This window comes from Streptomyces sp. NPDC090022 (assembly GCF_044748145.1).
Taxonomy (GTDB): domain Bacteria; phylum Actinomycetota; class Actinomycetes; order Streptomycetales; family Streptomycetaceae; genus Streptomyces.
This window is the reverse complement of record NZ_JBIVFN010000004.1, coordinates 347,186-366,558: the sequence shown is the minus strand read 5'-3', so window position 1 is coordinate 366,558 and position 19,373 is coordinate 347,186. Positions and strand designations below refer to the sequence as shown.

General features: G+C 74.1%; 18 protein-coding genes. 15 read left to right on the top strand and 3 right to left on the bottom strand.

All coding sequences use genetic code 11. The features are described 5' to 3' along the window. Positions 1–132 precede the first annotated feature (132 nt). From ACIPXB_RS12080 to ACIPXB_RS12060, 5 genes are all read left to right on the top strand, one after another. Entirely contained in the window at positions 133–1,158 is a 1,026-nt protein-coding gene (locus tag ACIPXB_RS12080) for an NlpC/P60 family protein (protein ID WP_401447871.1), read from the top strand. Between the two features lie 273 nt (positions 1,159–1,431). After that, on the top strand, positions 1,432–2,481 hold the full coding sequence (locus ACIPXB_RS12075) for an NlpC/P60 family protein (RefSeq protein WP_401447869.1): 1,050 nt from the start codon (positions 1,432–1,434) through the stop codon (positions 2,479–2,481). 48 nt (positions 2,482–2,529) lie between these two features. Continuing rightward, complete coding sequence (locus ACIPXB_RS12070) at positions 2,530–3,660, top strand: hypothetical protein (RefSeq protein WP_401447867.1); 1,131 nt, start codon at positions 2,530–2,532, stop codon at positions 3,658–3,660. Further along, entirely contained in the window at positions 3,632–4,774 is a 1,143-nt protein-coding gene (locus ACIPXB_RS12065) for a glycosyltransferase family 4 protein (protein ID WP_401447864.1), read from the top strand. Before ACIPXB_RS12070 ends, ACIPXB_RS12065 begins: the two co-directional genes overlap by 29 nt. Before the next feature lie 458 nt (positions 4,775–5,232). Next, the gene (locus ACIPXB_RS12060) at positions 5,233–6,846 is read left to right on the top strand and encodes a GMC oxidoreductase (RefSeq protein WP_401447862.1); all 1,614 of its coding nucleotides are present in this window, start codon (positions 5,233–5,235) and stop codon (positions 6,844–6,846) included. Between the two features lie 5 nt (positions 6,847–6,851). Here the strand turns inward: ACIPXB_RS12060 and ACIPXB_RS12055 are convergent, their stop codons facing one another. After that, the gene (locus ACIPXB_RS12055) at positions 6,852–8,648 is read right to left on the bottom strand and encodes an AMP-dependent synthetase/ligase (protein WP_401447859.1); all 1,797 of its coding nucleotides are present in this window, start codon (positions 8,646–8,648) and stop codon (positions 6,852–6,854) included. Positions 8,649–8,874: 226 nt separating this feature from the next. Here ACIPXB_RS12055 and ACIPXB_RS12050 point away from each other — a divergent pair, with 226 nt between their 5' ends. From ACIPXB_RS12050 to ACIPXB_RS12025, 6 genes are all read left to right on the top strand, one after another. Next, positions 8,875–9,684 carry a metallophosphoesterase gene (locus ACIPXB_RS12050; RefSeq protein ID WP_401447856.1) on the top strand — a complete coding sequence of 270 codons (810 nt, stop codon included), beginning with the start codon at positions 8,875–8,877 and terminating at the stop codon, positions 9,682–9,684. 144 nt (positions 9,685–9,828) lie between these two features. After that, a complete protein-coding gene (locus ACIPXB_RS12045) occupies positions 9,829–10,269 on the top strand; it encodes an SRPBCC family protein (protein ID WP_401447854.1) in 441 nt (146 codons plus the stop codon). 2 nt (positions 10,270–10,271) lie between these two features. Next, positions 10,272–11,465 carry an ArsA family ATPase gene (locus ACIPXB_RS12040; protein WP_401447852.1) on the top strand — a complete coding sequence of 398 codons (1,194 nt, stop codon included), beginning with the start codon at positions 10,272–10,274 and terminating at the stop codon, positions 11,463–11,465. Between the two features lie 51 nt (positions 11,466–11,516). Beyond that, complete coding sequence (locus ACIPXB_RS12035; protein WP_401447850.1) at positions 11,517–12,002, top strand: DUF5304 domain-containing protein; 486 nt, start codon at positions 11,517–11,519, stop codon at positions 12,000–12,002. A 61-nt stretch (positions 12,003–12,063) separates the two neighbouring features. Then, entirely contained in the window at positions 12,064–13,005 is a 942-nt protein-coding gene (locus ACIPXB_RS12030) for an ROK family glucokinase (protein WP_401447848.1), read from the top strand. Between the two features lie 75 nt (positions 13,006–13,080). Next, on the top strand, positions 13,081–13,812 hold the full coding sequence (locus ACIPXB_RS12025) for an endonuclease/exonuclease/phosphatase family protein (protein ID WP_401447846.1): 732 nt from the start codon (positions 13,081–13,083) through the stop codon (positions 13,810–13,812). A gap of 22 nt (positions 13,813–13,834) precedes the next feature. On the opposite strand, the gene ACIPXB_RS12020 is transcribed toward ACIPXB_RS12025, so the two are convergent. Then, positions 13,835–14,503 carry a hypothetical protein gene (locus ACIPXB_RS12020; RefSeq protein WP_401447843.1) on the bottom strand — a complete coding sequence of 223 codons (669 nt, stop codon included), beginning with the start codon at positions 14,501–14,503 and terminating at the stop codon, positions 13,835–13,837. Further along, positions 14,496–15,275, bottom strand: coding sequence for an alpha/beta hydrolase (locus ACIPXB_RS12015; RefSeq protein ID WP_401447841.1), 780 nt, complete (start codon positions 15,273–15,275; stop codon positions 14,496–14,498). The genes ACIPXB_RS12020 and ACIPXB_RS12015 overlap by 8 nt, the downstream gene beginning before the upstream one ends. A gap of 164 nt (positions 15,276–15,439) precedes the next feature. Between ACIPXB_RS12015 and ACIPXB_RS12010 the strand changes: the two genes are divergently transcribed. From ACIPXB_RS12010 to ACIPXB_RS11995, 4 genes are all read left to right on the top strand, one after another. Then, positions 15,440–16,195: a lysophospholipid acyltransferase family protein gene (locus tag ACIPXB_RS12010; protein WP_401448292.1), complete on the top strand. Its 756-nt coding sequence runs from the start codon at positions 15,440–15,442 to the stop codon at positions 16,193–16,195. Positions 16,196–16,231: 36 nt separating this feature from the next. Next, positions 16,232–17,458 carry a MacS family sensor histidine kinase gene (macS, locus tag ACIPXB_RS12005; protein ID WP_401447839.1) on the top strand — a complete coding sequence of 409 codons (1,227 nt, stop codon included), beginning with the start codon at positions 16,232–16,234 and terminating at the stop codon, positions 17,456–17,458. Next, positions 17,455–18,162, top strand: a complete 708-nt coding sequence (locus tag ACIPXB_RS12000) for a response regulator (protein ID WP_401447838.1) — start codon at positions 17,455–17,457, stop codon at positions 18,160–18,162. The genes macS and ACIPXB_RS12000 overlap by 4 nt, the downstream gene beginning before the upstream one ends. Positions 18,163–18,327: 165 nt before the next feature. Further along, entirely contained in the window at positions 18,328–19,356 is a 1,029-nt protein-coding gene (locus ACIPXB_RS11995; RefSeq protein WP_401448289.1) for a 6-phosphofructokinase, read from the top strand. Positions 19,357–19,373: the final 17 nt, after the last annotated feature.

Here is a 19,373-nt window from a genome sequence, read left to right as displayed (position 1 = left end):
GCAGGGTTTGAAGTGATCACGGCGCTCTCACTAGGGTCTGGCCAAACCTTCGTGCGGTAGGTCACTCATTCGGGGTGCCGGCGGAGGAGCCGCCGTGTGTGCCCCGGCGGCCGGAGGAAGGAGAGCGCCCCCGTGGCGTCCCACCGTCGACCCAGGCAGCCGAACCGCGCGCGCGTCACCGTCCTCACCGCGACCGCCGCCGCGGCCGTCGCGCTCTCCGCCCCCGGCGCCTCCGCCGCCCCGGCCAAGCCCGGCAAGGACGAGGTCAAGGCCCAGGTGGAGAAGCTCTACGAGGAGGCCGAGCAGGCCACCGAGAAGGCCAACGGGGCCAAGGAGCGCCAGGAGAAGCTGGAGAAGGAGATCAGCCAGCTCCAGGACCGGGTGGCCCGGGGGCAGGCCGAGCTCAACGAGGTCCGCGGCAGGCTCGGCACGATGGCCACCGCGCAGTACCGTTCCGGCGGGATCGACCCCTCCCTCGCCCTCCTGCTCGCGGACGATCCGGACGAATACCTCCAGAAGGCCTCCACGCTGGACCAGTTGAGCGGGAAGCAGGTCGAGGCCGTCCAGAAGATCCAGGCCAAGCAGCGCAGCCTCGCGCAGCAGCGCCAGGAGGCCTCCGGCAAGCTCACCGACCTCGACGCCACCCGCAAGGAGCTCGCCGAGAAGAAGAAGGCCTCCCAGGGCAAGCTCGCCGAGGCCCAGAAGCTCCTCAACACCCTGACCGCCGGGGAGCGCGCGCAGCTCAAGGACGAGGAGACCCGCGCCAGTCGCGCCGACGGCGAGCGCGTCAACCTGGGCAACGAGAAGGGCAGCGGCCGCGCCGCCGCCGCGCTCGCCGCCGCCAAGACCAAGGTCGGCAGCGCGTACATCTCCGGCTACGAGGGCCCCAACGCCTTCGACTGCTCGGGGCTGGTCCAGTGGGCGTACAAGCAGGCCGGGGTCTCCCTCTCGCGCACCACCTACACCCAGGCCAACGACGGCCGGCGGATCGGCAGGAGCGAGCTCCAGCCCGGCGACCTGGTGCTGTTCTACTCCGACCTGCACCACATCGGCCTGTACGCGGGCAACGGCACGGTGCTGCACGCCTCCAACCCGCGCGGCGGCGTCAAGTACGAGTCGATCAACAACATGCCGTTCCAGTTCGGCGTCCGCGTCTGACCCCGCCTGGCCCCGGCTGCGCCCGTCCCCCCTTCCCGCTGAACGCGGTGCGGCGCGCCGTACACCGCCCATCCGGGCGAATTGCGCGGCCCGCCCGCGACCCCGCCCCGCGCCGGTGACCTGCGCCTTGAGCGGGGCGCCCGGTCGCGCGGACGGGCGGCGGTCGTTGGCCGGTGTGTGGTCGTGCGGTTACTGTCGGCCCGCGCGGAGCCCGGTACACGGCCGTCCACGGGGGGCGGACCCGGGCCACGCAGCGGAAGGGAGCGGCTCCACGTGGCGTCCCATCGCCGGTCCGCGGCCACGGGCCCCGGCCTCGACCGGAACACCAGGGTCACCGCCCTGACCGCCGCCGCGGCGGCCGCCGCGGCCGCCCTCACGGGCACCCCGGCCCTCGCGGCCCCCACCGCCCCGCAGGACCCGGCGTCCACCGCCCGGGCCCAGGTCGACCGGCTCTTCGAGGAGGCCGAACAGGCCACCGAACGCTTCAACGAGGCGGGGGAGCGGGCGGCGAAGCTGCGCGAGGAGGTCCGGCGCATCCAGGACGCCGTCGCCCGCGGCCAGGACCACATCAACACCATGCGGGGCGTGCTCGGCGCCTTCGCCGGGGCCCAGTACCGCTCCGGCGGCCTCGACCCGGCCGTCGCGCTGATGCTCTCCGAGGACCCCGACGCCTACCTCGACAAGGCCGCCGCCCTCAGCCGGCTGACCGGCCGTCAGGCGCAGGCGCTCGCCGAACTGCACGAGGAACGGCGCCGGCTCTCCCAGCAGCGCCACGAGGCCGCCGGGAAGCTCGCCGAACTGGAGGGCCTGCGTTCCGACGTGGCCCGGCACAAGCGCTCCGTCACCGCCAAGCTCGCCGCCGCCCGGCGGCTGCTGAGCGCGATGCCCAGCGAGGAGCGCGCCGCGTTCGAACGGGCCTCGCGCTCCGGCGGCCGCACCGAGGGACTGCCGGAGCCCTCCTCCCCCGGCCCCTCCTCGGGCCGGGCCGCCGCCGCCGTGATGGCGGCCCGGGCGGCCGTCGGCCGGCCGTACATCTGGGGGTCCACCGGGCCCTCCGGGTTCGACTGCTCCGGGCTGATGGTGTGGTCCTACCGGCAGGCCGGGGTCTCGCTGCCGCGCACCTCGCAGGCCCAGCGGTTCGCGGGCCGCCAGGTCCCGCTCTCCGAGGCACGGCCGGGCGACCTGGTGACGTACCGCTCGGACGCCAGCCACGTCGGCATGTACGTCGGCAACGGCCAGGTGGTGCACGCGCCGTACCCGGGAGCCCGGGTGCGCTACGACCCGGTGGGCATGATGCCGGTCTCGTCGGTCACCCGCCCCTGACCGCCGCAGGCCGGAAAGGCAGCGGCCGTACGGACGTACGATCGGCGGATGGTCCGGGTCCTCCTGCGCGCGGTGGTGGCGCTGCTGCTCTGCGCGGCGGCGGGCTGCTCCGCGCCCGCGCCCGCGGACGGCGCCGAGCGGGACGTCCGGCGCGCGGTGGCCGCCTGGCCGCAGCGGCCGCCCGGGATCCCCTTCGACTCCTTCGGCTACGAGGTCACCTCCGTACGCCGTGACGGCGACCGGGCCGTGGCCGCCGCCGAGCTGCGCTACCGGCTCGCCGGGTACGACGCGGCGCCCGCCACCGCGGCCCGCGAGGTCGAGCTGACCTCGGCCGGCGGGGCCTGGCGGGTCACCGCGGAGCGCCCGGCGCCCGGCGCGCCGGCCCAGCCCTGGGACCAGGGCCCGGTCACGGTGGTGCACGGCACCCACGCCCTGGTGCTCGGCACCGGGCAGGACCGGGCGCTGCTGGAGGCGGTCGCGGACACCGTGGACGGCGCGGTGCCCGCGGCCGGCTCGGCCTGGCCCCGGCCCTGGGCGGGCCGCGTGGTCGTACTGGTCCCCGGCTCCCTCGACGCGATGGCCGCCCTGCTGGGCCGGCCGCCGTCGCAGTACGCCGGGACGGCGGCCGTCACCACCGCCGCCACGGGCGCCGGGGCCGGGCCCGCGGACCGGGTGGTGGTCAACCCGCAGGCGTACGCCCAGCTGTCCGGGGCCGGCCGGCGGATCGTGCTGACCCACGAGGTCACCCATGTCGCCACGCGCGCGGCGACGACGGAGCGCACCCCGCTGTGGCTCTCCGAGGGCTTCGCCGACTGGGCGGCGTACCGCGGCTCGGCGGACGACGTCCCGGCGCGGGCCGCCCCCGCCCTGGCCCGGGCGGTCCGCGCCGGGCAGCTGCCGCCGGCCCTGCCCGCGGACGAGGCCTTCGGCTTCGGCGGGGAGGCCGAGGCCTCGGCGCGGGCCTACGAGGGGGCCTGGCTGGCCTGCCGCCTGATCGCGGCGCGCTGGGGCGAGGCCGCGCTGGTCGCGCTGTACGAGGCGGCCGGCCGCGAGCCACTGCCCGAGGCGCTGCGCCGCACCCTCGGCACGGATCTCCCCGGCCTCACCCAGGCCTGGCGGGCGGAGCTGCGCACGGTACTGTCGGCGGACGATGCACAAGACGCTGATCGTGACCAATGACTTCCCGCCGCGCCCCGGCGGCATCCAGGCCTTCCTGCACAACATGGCGCTGCGGCTGGACCCCGACCGGGTCGTCGTCTACGCCTCGACCTGGAAGCGCGGCGCCGAGGGCCACCGGGCGACGGCCGCGTTCGACGCGGAGCAGCCGTTCCAGGTCGTCCGGGACCGTACGACCATGCTGCTGCCGACGCCGCGGGTGACCCGGCGGGCCGTGGAGCTGCTGCGCGAGCACGGCTGCGAGTCGGTGTGGTTCGGGGCCGCGGCGCCGCTGGGCCTGATGGGACCGGCGCTGCGGCGGGCGGGCGCCCGGCGGCTGGTGGCCACCACCCACGGCCACGAGGCGGCCTGGGCGCAGCTGCCCGCCTCCCGGCAGCTGCTGCGCCGGATCGGCGAGGGCACGGACGCGATCACCTATCTGGGCGAGTACACGCGCAGCCGGATCGCGTCGGCGCTGACGCCGGCGGCGGCCGCGCGGATGGTCCAGCTCCCGCCGGGCGTGGACGAGAAGACCTTCCACCCTGGCTCGGGCGGCGACGGGGTCCGGGCCGGGCTGGGCCTGGCCGACCGGCCGGTCGTCGTGTGCGTCTCGCGCCTGGTGCCCCGCAAGGGCCAGGACACGCTCATCCTCGCCATGCCGCGCATCCTGGCGGCCGTGCCCGACGCGGTGCTGCTGGTCGTGGGCGGCGGCCCGTACGAGCAGGCGCTGCGCAAGCTGGCGGCCGAGACCGGGGTCGCGGACTCGGTCCGCTTCACGGGCGCGGTGCCCTGGTCGGAGCTGCCGGCGCACTACGGGGCCGGTGACGTCTTCGCGATGCCGTGCCGCACCCGGCGCGGCGGCCTGGACGTCGAGGGCCTGGGCATCGTCTACCTCGAGGCCTCTGCGACGGGCCTGCCCGTGGTCGCGGGCGACTCCGGGGGCGCGCCCGACGCCGTCCTGGACGGCGAGACGGGCTGGGTGGTCCGCGGTGACGTCGCCGAGGACTCGGCCGACCGGATCATCACCCTCCTGAAGGACCCGGCCCTGCGGGCCCGGATGGGGGAGCGCGGGCGGGCCTGGGTCGAGGAGAAGTGGCGCTGGGACCTGCTGGCGGAGCGCCTGCGCGAACTGCTCTGACCCCCGCCGACACCGTACGGTCGGCCGCCGCCGTACAGGCGGCCGGGGGCGCGTCCCGGGCCGGGGGCGTCCCCGGCCGGTGCGTCCCGCGCCGGGGGCGTCCGGGCCGGGCGTTTCGCGCGCGGGGCGTCTCCCGCGCCGGGCGCTTTCCGCGCCGGGCGCTTTCCGCGCCGGGGGCTTTCCGCGCCGGGGGCGTCCCGCGCCGGGCGCGGTTCGGGCCGGGCGTGGCCCCGGGTCGGGCGTTTTCTCGTCCCGGGCGTTGTCCCGCGCCGGGTGTTCCGCGCGGGGGGCGTCTCCCGAGCCGGGCGCGTCCCGGGCCGGGGGGCGTCCCGCGCCCGGTGGTGGATCCGGCGCCTGCCGCGTACGGGTCCGTGATCCTCCGCCACGTCCGACTGTTCCGCGGATGTCTGTCAATGCCGCGTCTGGGCGGACGGCCGGATTCCGCCCATGATGCGGCCATGACACCTCATCTGACGCGTCGTCATCTCATGGGCCTCGGCGCCCTCCAGACCGCCGCGGCCCTCGGCTTCACGCGCATCGGCCCGGCCGCCGCGGCGGCCGCCGAACCGGCCGCCGCGCACTACGCGCCCGCCGTCGTCGTCGGCTCCGGCTACGGGGCCGCGGTCGCCGCCCTGCGGCTCGGGCAGGCCGGCGTACGGACCGTCGTCCTGGAGATGGGCCGGCTGTGGGACACCCCCGGGCCCGACGGCAAGGTCTTCCCGTCCACCTCCGCGCCCGACCACCGCTCGATGTGGTTCCGCACCCGTACCGAGGCGCCCCTCGCCACGTTCCTCTGGCTGGACGTCGTCAACCGGAACATCTCGCCCTACCCCGGGGTGCTGGACCGGGTGCACCACGGGGACATGTCCGTCTACGTGGGGCGCGGGGTGGGCGGCGGGTCGCTGGTCAACGGCGGGATGGCGCCGACGCCGCGGCGCTCGTACTTCACGGAGGTCTTCCCCGGCGTCGACGCCGACGAGATGTACGGCACGTACTACCCGCTCGCCCGCCGGATGCTGGGCGTCAACGACATCGACCCCGCCTGGTTCGAGTCCACCGAGTGGTACCGCTTCGCCCGCGTCTCCCGCAAGCACGCGCACCACACCGGCCTGCGGACCGTCTTCGTCCCCAACGTCTACGACTTCGGCTACATGCGGCGCGAGGCCGCCGGCCAGGTCCCGCGCTCCGCGCTCGCCGGCGAGGTCATCTACGGCAACAACCACGGCAAGAGGAGCCTCGACAAGACCTACCTCGCGGCCGCCCTCGGCACCGGCAACGTCACCATCGAGACCCTCCAGAAGGTGGTCGGCGTACGGCCCGACCCGGCCGGGGGCTACGTCCTGACCGTCCACACCATCGACCTGGCCGGCCAGGTCACCCGGACCCGTGAACTCGGCTGCGCACAGCTCTTCCTGGGGGCCGGCAGCCTCGGCACGACCGAGATCCTGCTGCGGGCCCGCGAGCGCGGCACCCTGCCCGAGCTCAGCGACCAGGTCGGGCTCGGCTGGGGCCCCAACGGCAACGTCATGACGGCCCGCGCCAACCACCTCTGGGACACCGTCGGCGCCCACCAGGCCACCATGCCCGCGCTCGGCATCGACGACTGGGACAACGCGGCCAACCCGGTCTTCGCCGAGATCGCCCCGCTGCCCATGGGCCTGGAGCACTGGATCTCGATGTACCTGGCGATCACCAGGAACCCCGAGCGCGGCCACTTCACCTACGACGCGGCCACCGACTCGGCCCGGCTGGTCTGGCGGCGCGAGCAGAACGCACCGTCCGTGCAGGCCGCCAAACGCCTCTTCGACCGCGTCAACCGGGCCAACGTGACCATCTACCGCTACGACCTCTTCGGCGAGAACAAGCCCTTCGCCGACACCTTCACCTACCACCCGCTGGGGGGCTGCCTGCTGGGCCGGGCCACCGACGGCCACGGGCGGGTCGCCGGGTACCAGGGGCTGTACGTGGTCGACGGCTCCCTGGTCCCCGGGTCGCTCGGGGTCAACCCCTTCGTCACCATCACCGCGCTCGCCGAACGGAACATGGCGCGGATCCTGACCGACCCGCGCTGACCGCGTCAGCCGCGGTACAGCGCCTCGATCTCGTCCGCGAAGTCCTTCGCCACCACGTTCCGCTTCAGCTTCAGCGACGGCGTGATGTGGCCCGACTCCTCCGTGAACTGGGAGGGCAGAATGCGGAATTTCCGCACCGATTCCGCCTTGGACACCGCCGCGTTGCCGTCGTCGACGGCCTTCTGCACGGCGGCGATCAGCTCCGCGTCCTCGCGCAGCTGCGCCGCCGTGACCCCGTCCGGCTTGCCGTTCTCCGCCGCCCAGCGGCCGAGGAACTCCTCGTCGATGGTGACCAGCGCCGCGACGAACGGCCGCCCGTCGCCGACCACCATGCACTCCGCGACCAGCGCGTGCGCCCGGATCCGGTCCTCGATCACCGCAGGGGCGACGTTCTTGCCGCCCGCCGTGACGATGAGCTCCTTCTTGCGGCCCGTGATGGCCAGGTAGCCGTCCTCGTCGAGGGTGCCGACGTCGCCGGTGTGGAACCAGCCGTCGGCCAGCGCCTCCGCGGTCGCGGTCGGGTTCTTCCAGTACTCCTTGAAGATGTGCTCGCCGTGCAGCAGCACTTCGCCGTCGTCGGCGATCCGCACCACGGAGCCCGGCAGCGGCTGGCCGACCGTACCGATCTTCTGCCGGTCCCACGGGTTGAAGGCCGTCGCCGCGCACGACTCCGTCAGGCCGTAGCCCTCCAGCACGGTGAAGCCGATGCCGCGGAAGAAGTGGCCGAGCCGCTCGCCCAGCGGCGCGCCGCCCGAGATCGCGTACTCGCCGCGCCCGCCCAGCACCGCGTGCAGCTTGCTGTAGACCAGCTTGGAGAAGAGCTTGTGCTTCAGCCGGAGGCCGAAGGACGGGCCCCGCGGGGTGTCCAGCGCCCTGCTGTACGCGATCGCCGTGTCGGCCGCCGCGTCGAAGATCCTGCCCTTGCCGTCGGCCTGCGCCTTGGCGCGCGCCGAGTTGTAGACCTTCTCGAAGACGCGCGGCACACCGAGGATCAGGGTGGGCCGGAAGGACTGCAGCTCGTCGGTGAGGTTCTTGATGTCCGGTACGCAGCCCAGCCGGATCGGCGCCAGCACGGCCGCCACCTCGACCAGGCGTCCGAAGACGTGGGCCGCCGGCAGGAACAGCAGCACCGAGCACTCGCCCGTACGGAACAGCGGCTTGAGCCGCTCGACGATGTTGCCGCACTCGGCGAAGAAGCTGCGGTGGGTCAGCACACAGCCCTTGGGGCGGCCGGTGGTGCCCGAGGTGTAGACGATGGTGGCCGGGTCGTCGGCGTTGGCCAGGCCGCTGCGCTCGTCGACCTCCGCGTCGGAGACGCCCGCGCCCGCCGCCTTGAGCGACTCCACCGCGCCCCGGTCCAGCTCCCAGACCTCGCGCAGCTCCGGCAGCGCCTCGCGCAGCGACTCCACGGCGGCGCTGTGCGCCGCGCTCTCGACCACGGCGGCGACCGCGCCGGAGTCGGAGAGGATCCACTGGATCTGCTCGGGCGAGGAGGTCTCGTACACCGGGACGGTGACGCCGCCGGCGCTCCAGATCGCGAAGTCGGTCAGCACCCACTCGTAGCGGGTGCGCGAGATGAGGGCGACCCGGTCGCCGGGGCGGACACCGGCCGCGATCAGCCCCTTGGCGGTGGCGCGCACCTCGGCCAGGAACTCGGTCGCGGTGACGTCCTGCCAGCCGTCGCCGGCCTTGCGGGCCATGACGGCGGTGTCCGGATGCTGCGCGGCATTGCGGCGGATGAGATCCGTCAGGTTCCCGTCCGACGGGACCTCGTACAGGGCCGGAAGGCTGAACTCGCGCAAGACTGCTGCTCCTCTGGGGCGCCATCGCCACGGTGCGGACCGACCGGACGTTACCCATCGGTAGTGGGTTCCGATAGAGGGAACCGGCCAGATGTTCCATGCGTCACACGACGCCGCCATTACGGCACGACACTAGTTCACCCCCGCCGCGACTCGGAAGTAACCGCAGGTCCGGTGGCCTGTGTCCGCCCTGTTCAGACCGCCGCACCCCGCCTAGGGTGTCCGCATGGGTGGTACGAAACGCGGCACGGGTGCCGGTGGGACACGGGTCCACGTGGTCAGCGACGTCCACGGCAACACCGAAGCCCTCGCACGCGCGGGTGACGGCGCCGACGCCCTGATCTGCCTGGGCGACCTCGTCCTCTTCCTCGACTACGCCGACCACTCGCGCGGCATCTTCCCCGAGCTCTTCGGCGTCGAGAACGCCGACCGGATCGTCGCCCTGCGCACCGAGCGCCGCTTCGCCGAGGCCGGGGAGTTCGGCCGCCGGCTGTGGGCGGGCCTGCCGGGCAACCCCGACCGCGAGCAGGTCATCGAGGACGCGGTACGCCGCCAGTACGCCGAGATGTTCGCCGCCTTCCCCACCCCCACGTACGCCACCTACGGCAACGTCGACATCCCGGCCCTGTGGCCCGAGTACGCCGGCCGCGGCACCACCGTCCTCGACGGCGAGCGCGTCGAGATCGGCGGCCGCGTCTTCGGCTTCGTCGGCGGCGGCCTGCCCTCGCCGATGCGCACCCCGTACGAGGTCGGCGTCGAGGAGTACGCCGCCAAGGTCGAGGCCCTCGGCGAGGTCGACGTCCTGTGCTCGCACATCCCGCCGGACGTGCCCGAGCTCTGCTACGACACCGTCGCCCGCCGTTTCGAACGCGGCAGCGCCGCCCTGCTCGCCGCGATCCGCCGCACCCGGCCCCGCTACGCCCTCTTCGGCCACGTCCACCAGCCCCTGGCCCGGCGGATGCGCATCGGCGCCACCGAGTGCGTCAACGTCGGCCACTTCGCGGCCACCGGACGTCCCTGGGCCCTGGAGTGGTGACCTCCGGCCGTCGGGGAGGGGACCTCGCGCAGTGGCCGGGTCCGCACGCGCGGTAGCCTTCACGCGACGGCCGGAGGCCGCACATTTCCTCGAACTCCCCCAGCTGCCGCTGGGAGGTGCCCCCAGCCCGGAGGAGCCACCGCGATGGCGGAACACACCAGCTCGAGCATCACGATCGAGGCGGCGCCGGCCGACGTCATGGCCGTGATCGCCGACTTCGCCCGCTACCCCGAGTGGACCGGCGAGGTGAAGGAGGCCGAGGTGCTGGCCACCGACGCCCAGGGCCGCGCCGAGAAGGTCCGGCTGCTGCTCGACGCCGGCGCGATCAAGGACGACCACACCCTCGCCTACACCTGGAAAGGCACGGACGAGGTCAGCTGGACCCTCGACAAGTCGCAGATGCTGCGCCAGCTCGACGGTTCCTACCTGCTCAAGGCCCTGGAGGGCGGCACCCGCACCGAGGTCACCTACCAGCTGACCGTGGACGTCAAGATCCCGATGCTCGGCATGATCAAGCGCAAGGCCGAGAAGGTCATCATCGACCGCGCGCTGGCCGGCCTGAAGAAGCGCGTCGAGTCCGTCTGACCATGCGCACTCTGCTCGTCACCGGGCCCGGCGGGGCCGGCCGCACCACCCTCGCCGCCGCCACGGCGGCCGCCGCGGCCCGGCGCGGGCAGCGGGTCCTGGTCCTCTCCGCGGACCCCGGCGACCCGATGGGCGCCCTGCTCGGCCCGGCCACCGGCGAAGCGGCCGAGGCCGCGCCCGGCCTGGCCGCCGTACCCGTCGGCGACGGACTGTGGCGGGGCCGGATCGACTCCGGCGAGGAGTTCCGCGCGGACCTGGTCGCCCTCCAGGAGCGCGGCTCCGCCGTGCTCGGCATGCTCGGGGCCCGCGCACTGGTCGGCGAGGAACTCACCGAGCTGCCCGGCGCCGAGCAGTTCGCCCTGCTGCGCGCGCTGCGCCGGGCCGCCGCCGCGGACGGCTTCGACCTGGTCGTCGTCGACCTGCCGGCCGTCCCCCAGGCACTGGCCACCCTGGCCCTGCCGGCCCAGCTGCGCCGCTACCTGACCCGGCTGCTCCCGGCCGAGCGGCAGGCCGCCCGCGCCCTGCGGCCCGTCCTGGCACAGCTCGCCGGGGTGCCGATGCCCGCGCAGTGGCTGTACGAGGCCGCCGCCCGCTGGGACGGGGAACTGGCCGCCGTCCAGGCCGTCGTCGAGGCGCCCACCACCTCCGTACGGCTGGTGGCCGAGCCGGGACCCGCGGGTGCCGACGCCCTGCGCCGGGCCGTGCTCGGCCTCGCCCTCCAGCAGCTCCCGCTGGAATCGGTCGTCGCCAACCGGACCGTGCCCACCGGCTCCACCGACCCGTGGCTGGCCGGGCTGGCCGCCCAGCAGGCGACGTACCTCGACCGGTGGCCCGGCGTCCGCACCCTGCCCCACCTGGGCCGGGACCCGCAGGGGCCGGCCGACCTGGCCCTCCTGGACCCCGGCACCCTCGAGGCGGCCGCCCGCCCGGACTGGGCGGTCGAGGACCGGCTGGCCGCGGACGGCGTGCTGGTGTGGACCGTGCCGCTGCCCGGCGCCGAGAAGCGGGACCTGGACCTGGTCCGGCGCGGGGACGAGCTCCTGCTGACGGCGGGCCCGTACCGCAGGATCGTTCCCCTTCCCTCCGCCCTGCGCCGCTGCACGGTCTCCGGAGCGGCACTGGCCGAGGGCGAGCTCCGGATCCGCTTCACCCCGGACCCGGCCCTGTGGCCGAGGGCCGACCGGGCCCCCGCGTAGCTCCGGTACCGTCGAAGGTGTCAGCCCTCACCCTCCGCAGGAGCGTCCGCCATGAGCGAGGCCACCGACCACCCCTTCGACGACGACGCCTGGGCCAAGGCCTGCGCGGAGGACCTCGCCGCTGAGCGCGAGCGCCGCAGGGCGGAGCAGGGCGGCGGGGCCGGGCCGACCGGAACCGCGGCGGAGGAGCTGTTCAAGCTGTTCGAGGCGGTCGCCGACAAAGTCGGCGCACTGGGCGGCAACCCGGTCTTCGGCGTCGCCGCGCAGGGTGCCGTGCGCCAGTTCGTCAACCAGGCGAAGAGCGCCGCCAAGCCCGTGATCGAGCGCAATCCCGAGGTCTTCGACCACCTCGCCGCGGCCGGCACCGAGCTGCTCGCCGCCTACCGCTCGGCCGTCGAGGGCCACGAGCGGCGCTGGACCCGCGACGACAGCACCGCCCGGCCCGCGGACCGGCCCGCCGGCGACGCCCGCGACCCCCGGGACACCGGCGACGACGAGGGCGGCGGCGGCCCGACGGAGCGGATCGATCTCGACTGAGGACCCGCCGCCCTCGGGTACGGTTGGCCATGGCGGGGTTTGACCGGAAACCGAGGGACTAATGGGACTCACCATCGGCGTCGACATCGGCGGCACGAAGATCGCGGCCGGCGTGGTCGACGAAGAGGGCACCATCCTTGAGACGTACAAGGTGCCCACCCCGCCGACCGCGGACGGCGTGACGGAGGCGATCTGCGCCGCCGTCTCCGAGGTCAGCAAGAACCACACCATCGAGGCCGTCGGCATCGGCGCCGCCGGATACGTGGACGACAAGCGCGCGACCGTCCTCTTCGCGCCGAACATCAACTGGCGTCACGAGCCGCTCAAGGACAAGGTCGAGCAGCGCATCGGGCTGCCCGTCGTCGTCGAGAACGACGCCAACTGCGCGGCGTGGGGCGAGTACCGCTTCGGCGCCGGCCAGGGCCACGAGGACGTCATCTGCATCACGCTCGGCACCGGCCTGGGCGGCGGCATCATCATCGGCAACAAGCTGCGCCGCGGCCGGTTCGGCGTCGCCGCCGAGTTCGGCCACATCCGGGTGGTCCCGGACGGCCTGCTGTGCGGCTGCGGCAGCCAGGGCTGCTGGGAGCAGTACGCCTCGGGCCGCGCCCTCGTGCGCTACGCCCAGCAGCGCGCCAAGGCCACCCCGGAGCAGGCGCAGATCCTGCTGGGCCTGGGCGACGGCACCCCCGAGGGCATCGAGGGCAAGCACGTCAGCACCGCCGCGCGGGCCGGCGACCCGGTGGCCATCGACTCCTTCCGCGAGCTGGCCCGCTGGGCCGGCGCGGGCCTGGCCGACCTCGCCTCCCTCTTCGACCCGTCGGCGTTCATCGTCGGCGGCGGCGTATCCGACGAGGGCGACCTGGTCCTCGACCCGATCCGCAAGTCCTTCAAGCGCTGGCTGATCGGCGGCGCCTGGCGCCCGCACGCGCAGGTCCTCGCCGCGCAGCTCGGCGGCAAGGCCGGCCTGGTCGGCGCCGCGGACCTGGCCCGCCAGGGCTGATCACCACCGGATCTGTACGCGACTGCCCGCCGCGCCCTCTGGGGCCGCGGCGGGCAGCTGCGTATGTTGCCGCGTATGGACCTGCCCAACTCCGTGACCGAGGACGACGGTTCCGCGGTGATCCGCGTCCTGAGCTACAACATCCGCTCCCTGCGCGACGACGAGGAGGCGCTGGCCCGGGTGATCCGGGCGTGCGCGCCGGACCTGGTCTTCGTCCAGGAGGCGCCGCGCTTCTTCCGCTGGCGCAAGCACGCGGCGCGGCTCGCCGCCAAGAGCGACCTCGTCGTGCTGACGGGCGGCGCGACCGCGGCGGGCCCGCTGCTGCTGTGCAGCCTGCGGGTCTTCGTGGAACGCACCGAGGACGTGCTGCTCCCGCTCACCCCGGGACTGCACCGGCGCGGCTTCGCGACGGCCGTCGTACGGGTGGGGGCCGCCAGGATCGCGCTGATCTCCACCCACCTCTCGCTCCAGGCGGCCGAGCGCCGGGAACAGGCGGGCCTGCTGCTGGACCGGCTCGCCGCGATGGACGCCCCGTACGGCATCGCGGCGGGCGATCTCAACGAGCTTCCCGACGGGCCGGCCTTCCGGCAGCTGGCGGAGCACCTCCAGGACTGCTGGGCGACGGCCCCCTGGGGCGGCGAGCACACCTTCGACACCCGGCGCATCGACGCCGTCTTCGCCACCCGCGACGTGGAGGTGCTGGGCTGCGGCGTCCCGCTCGGCCTGCCGGGTGTCACGGAGGCCGACCTCAAGGCCGCCTCGGACCACCTCCCGGTCCTCGCCGCCCTGCGCCTGCGGGCGCCGTAGGGACCCGCCGGGAGGGGCGGGGTCAGACGACGGCGCCGCGGCCCGGGTCGTCGTCCTCGTCGTCACCGTGCGCCATGCGCGCCACGAGCGCGGCGAAGCCGCCCAGGAAGCCACCGATGCCCAGCGTGGTGAGCCACCAGGTCATCTCCCACTGGAAGAGCACCGCGAGCAGCAGCAGGACCGGGCCGCCGACCACCGCGAGCCACGCGAACTTGGCCGTGGTGTCGGCCTCCGGCAGCGGCGGGTCCGGCTGGACGAAGTGGCCCTCGTCCGCCGAGCCCGGGCCGTCGTCCGGGTCCGCCAGGGAGTGGTCGCGCGGGCCCCTGCCCACACCCGGGGCGAAGGTCACCGAGCCGCCCAGGGGCACCGGCGCGACCGGGGCGGCGGGGGGCTCCTCGCCGTCCTTCCCGAGCTCCTCGGCGTCCTTGCCGTCCTTGGAGTTCTTGACGTCCTTGGAGTTCTTGGCGTCCTTGCCGTCCTCGGCCCCCGGGGCGTCCTTCTTCTGCGGATCCGCCGGCTCCGGCTGCACGTCCTCCTCCGGCAGCAGCAGGTCCTCGATCGGCTTGAACGGCCGCGAGCCCGGCGGGTCCGGCGGCTCCTCCCCGTACCCCGCGACGATGGCGGCCCACGCCGCCTCCTCGTCCAGCGGCGGGACGCCGCCCGACGGCTCCGGCTCCTCGTGCTCAGCCACCGGTCCCAGCTCCCTCCCTGCCGACGCTCTCCGCGAGCCGGCCGATGAACGCCACACTGTCCGCGAAGATGCGCTCCGCGTCATGGTCCAACGTCGCCACGTGGTAGCTCTGTTCCAGCAGGGTCTCGGTCACGTCCGTCGACGACACCCGCGCGAGGATCCGCGCCGAGTCCACCGGCGGCACGACATGGTCCTGCGGGCTGTGCAGGAGCAGCAGCGGCTGGGTGACCTGGGGCAGCTCGGCGTCCACGAGCCGCAGGAGGCGGCGCAGCGAGTCCGCGGCCCGGGTCGGGACCCGGTCGTAGCCGACCTCGTCCGAGCCCGGCTTGGCGATGTCGCTGGCGATGCCCGCCGTGGACCGGATGACGTGCTTGGCCACCGGCAGCGCGAAGGCCAGCGGGTCGTGGACCTTGTTGGCCGGGTTCACCAGCACGATCCCGCTGATCGCGTCACCGTGCTTGGCCGCCAGCCGCAGGGTCAGCGCGCCGCCCATCGACAGCCCGAAGACGAACACCTGCGCGCAGCTCTCCAGCAGCTCGCGCAGCGCCCGGTCGACCTCCGCGTACCAGTCCTGCCAGCCCGTGAGCTGCATGTCCTGCCAGCGCGTCCCGTGTCCGGGCAGCAGCGGCAGCGACACCGTCAGGCCGCGCCCGGCGAGATACTCGGCCCAGGGGCGCAGCGACTGCGGGGAACCGGTGAAACCGTGGCAGAGGAGGACACCGACCTCTCCGCCCTCGTGGCGGAACGGCTCGGCTCCGGGCAGAACGGGCACCAGGGACTCCTTGGAGGGGTGAGCGGGGGGCGGGTGCGCTGTGTGACTTCACCGTACGCGACCGGACTGACACCGACCAGGGCCGTAGGGCCCCGGAGGCACGGCCAGGGGTTAAGGTCTGTTCGACAGGACACAGGAAGGCTTACGAGTTGATCTACGGCGCAATGAAGTTCTCCATCGGGGGTTCCCTGAAGCTCGCCTTCAGGCCGTGGGTGGAGGGCCTCGAGAACATTCCCGCCGAGGGGCCGGCGATCCTCGCGAGCAATCACCTGTCCTTCTCCGACTCCTTCTTCCTCCCGGCCGTGCTGGACCGGAAGGTGACCTTCATCGCCAAGGCGGAGTACTTCACGTCGCCGGGCGTCAAGGGCAAGCTGACCGCTGCGTTCTTCAAGGGCGTCGGCCAGCTGCCGGTGGACCGCTCCGGCGCGCGCGGCGCGGGCGAGGCGGCCATCAAGAGCGGCATCGAGGTCATCGAGCGCGGTGAGCTCTTCGGCATCTACCCCGAGGGCACCCGGTCGCCCGACGGCCGGCTCTACCGGGGCAAGCCCGGCGGCCTGGCCCGGGTGGCGCTGGCCACCGGCGCGCCCGTGATCCCCGTCGCGATGATCGACACCGAGAAGATCCAGCCGCCCGGCAAGATCGTCCCCAAGCTGATGCGCCCGGGGATCCGGATCGGCAAGCCGCTGGACTTCTCCCGCTACCACGGCATGGACAGCGACCGCTTCATCCTGCGCTCGGTGACCGACGAGGTCATGTACGAGATCATGAAGCTCTCCGGCCAGGAGTACGTCGACATCTACGCCACCGCCGCCAAGCGGCAGATCGCGGATGCCGAGAAGGCGGAGAAGGAGGCCGGGAAGGCCGCCAAGGAGGCCGAGAAAGCGGCCGCCGCGGAGAAGGCCGAGAAGGCCGCCGAGTAGCACGACGGGCGGGGACCGCCCGCGAGGGTGGGGGAGATGGCCGGACGCGAGCGCGTCGTAAGGATGTCGGTCGAGCTGCCGCTGTGGCGCGCGCTGACCGCCTACCGGGTGCTGACCATGCTGTACGCGGTGCTGCTGTTCGCCTCCGCCTACCGCCGCTTCCCGCACCCCGGCGTGGCGGTCGGCTACCTCGCCGTCCTCGCCGTGTGGACGCTGGCCACCCTGCCCAGGGTCGCGAACGCCGCCAGCTGCACCAAGCGCTTCCTCGGGGCCGACCTGGGCGTCGCGGTCGCCGGCATCCTGCTGACACCGCTCGCCGACACCCACGAGCGGATCGCGGCGGGCGGCCCCACGCTGCCCACCATCTGGACGGCCGGCGCGGTGCTCGCCTTCGCCCTCAAGGGCGGCTGGCGCTGGGCCGCGGTCGCCTCGACCGTCGTGGCGGTGGCGAACATCGTCGTCCACCAGGGCGACCCCACCCGCGACACCCTGCACAACGTGCTGCTGGTCTGGGTGGCCTCCGTGGCCATCGGATACGTCGTCGAGGTCGCCCGGGCCAGCGAGGCGACCCTCGCCCGCGCCCTGGAGATCGAGGCCGCCACCCGCGAGCGCGAGCGGCTCGCCCGGGACATCCACGACGGGGTCCTCCAGGTCCTGGCGATGGTCCAGCGGCGCGGCGCCGAGCTGGGCGGCGAGGCCGCCGAGATCGGCCGGATGGCCGGGGAGCAGGAGGTGGCCCTGCGCACCCTGGTCTCCAGCGGCCTGGTGCCGCCCTCCCGGGTCTCCTCAACCCCCGCGCACGGGGCCCTGGTGGCCGCCGTCGAGGTGGACGAGGCCGGCGGCGCGGAGGGCGACGGCGCCGGTGAGCTGGACCTGCGGACGCTGCTCGCCCCGCACGCCGGCTCCCGGGTGAGCTTCGCCGAGCCGGGCGCCCCCGTGCTGCTGGCGGTGCCGGCGGCGAAGGAGCTGGCGGCCGCCGTCGGCGCGGCCCTGGACAACGTCCGCAAGCACGCGGGCGAGGGCGCGCGGGCCTGGATCCTGGTCGAGGACTGGGGCGACGAGGTGATCGTCACCGTCCGCGACGACGGGCCGGGCATCCCGGCCGGGCGGCTGGACCAGGCGGCGGGCGAGGGCCGGCTGGGCGTGGCGCAGTCCATCCGCGGGCGGCTGCGGGACCTGGGCGGCACCGCCGAGCTGGTGTCCGTACCGGGGCAGGGCACGGAAGTCGAGTTGAAGGTACCGAGGAACGGGGCGGGACGATGAGCGGGACGGAGACGGGCGGGGCGGCCGCGGACACGCGGGCGCAGGCACCGATCAGGGTCATGGTGGTCGACGACCACCCGATGTGGCGCGACGCGGTCGCCCGCGACCTGGCGGCGGCCGGCTGCGACGTGGTGGCCACCGCCGGGGACGGCCCCCAGGCGGTCCGGCGGGCCCGGGCCGTGGGCCCCGACGTCCTGGTCCTGGACCTCAACCTGCCCGGGATGCCCGGCGTCCAGGTCTGCAAGGAGCTGGTCGGCGCCAACCCGGCGCTGCGCGTGCTGGTGCTGTCGGCGAGCGGTGAGCACGCCGACGTGCTGGAGGCGGTCAAGTCCGGTGCCACCGGCTACCTGCTGAAGTCCGCGGGCGCCGAGGAGCTCATCGACGCGGTGCGCCGTACCGCCGTCGGCGACCCGGTCTTCACCCCCGGTCTGGCCGGCCTGGTGCTCGGCGAGTACCGGCGGCTGGCCAGCGACCCGGCCCCGGCCGCGCCGGACGAGCCGAAGGCCCCGCAACTGACGGACCGCGAGACCGAGGTGCTGCGGCTGGTCGCCAAGGGCCTGTCGTACAAGCAGATCGCGGAGCGGCTGGTCATCTCGCACCGCACCGTCCAGAACCACGTCCAGAACACCCTGGGCAAGCTGCAGTTGCACAACCGCGTGGAGCTCGTGCGGTACGCGATCGAGCGTGGTCTGGACGACGTCTGACCGACGCGCGACCTGACGTCCAGCCCCGGCGTCCGGCCCGTTCGTTCCTCGTACGAGTGAACGGGTCCACCGGGCACCCTCGAATTCACCGGAATCGGCCGTTCTGGAGCTCTTGTTGTGACCTGAGTCACCACTAGCGTGACCGTCATGGCGAAGGGAGATTCCATGAAGGTCGGAGTGCTGACCGGCGGCGGCGACTGCCCCGGGCTCAACGCGGTGATCCGGGGCGTGGTCCGCAAGGGCGTCCAGGAGTACGGGTACGGCTTCATCGGCTTCAAGGACGGCTGGCGCGGCCCCATGGAGGGCGACACCGTCCCCCTCGGCATCCCGGAGGTCCGCGGCATCCTCCCCCGCGGCGGCACCATCCTGGGCTCCTCGCGCACCAACCCCTTCAAGACCGAGAACGGCGTGCGCGCCATCAAGGACAACCTCGCCAAGTACGAGGTCGACGCGCTCATCGCGATCGGCGGCGAGGACACCCTGGGGGTGGCGGCCCGGCTGCACGCCGAGTTCGGCATCCCGTGCGTCGGCGTGCCCAAGACCATCGACAACGACCTGTCCGCGACCGACTACACCTTCGGCTTCGACACCGCCGTCGGCATCGCGACCGAGGCCATCGACCGGCTGCACACCACCGCCGAGTCGCACATGCGGGTCCTCGTCGTCGAGGTGATGGGCCGGCACGCGGGCTGGATCGCCCTGCACTCGGGCCTGGCGGGCGGCGCCAACGTCATCCTCATCCCCGAGCAGCGCTTCGACCTCGACCAGGTGTGCGCCTGGGTGACCTCGCGGTTCAAGGCGAGCTACGCGCCGATCGTGGTGGTCGCGGAGGGCGCCATGCCCAAGGACGGCGAGATGGTCTTGAAGGACGCGACGACCGACTCCTTCGGGCACGTGCGGCTCTCGGGCGTCGGCGAGTGGCTGGCCAAGGAGATCGAGGCGCGCACCGGCAAGGAGGCCCGTACGACGGTCCTCGGCCACGTGCAGCGCGGCGGCACCCCCAGCGCGTTCGACCGCTGGCTGGCCACCCGCTTCGGGCTGCACGCCATCGACGCCGTGCGCGACGGGGACTTCGGCAAGATGGTCGCGCTGCGGGGCACGGACGTGGTGCGGGTGCCGATCGTGGAGGCGACGTCGAAGCTGAAGACGGTGGACCCCGCGCTGTACGAGGAGGTCGGCGTCTTCTTCGGCTGAGCGGCCGGGCGGCCGGG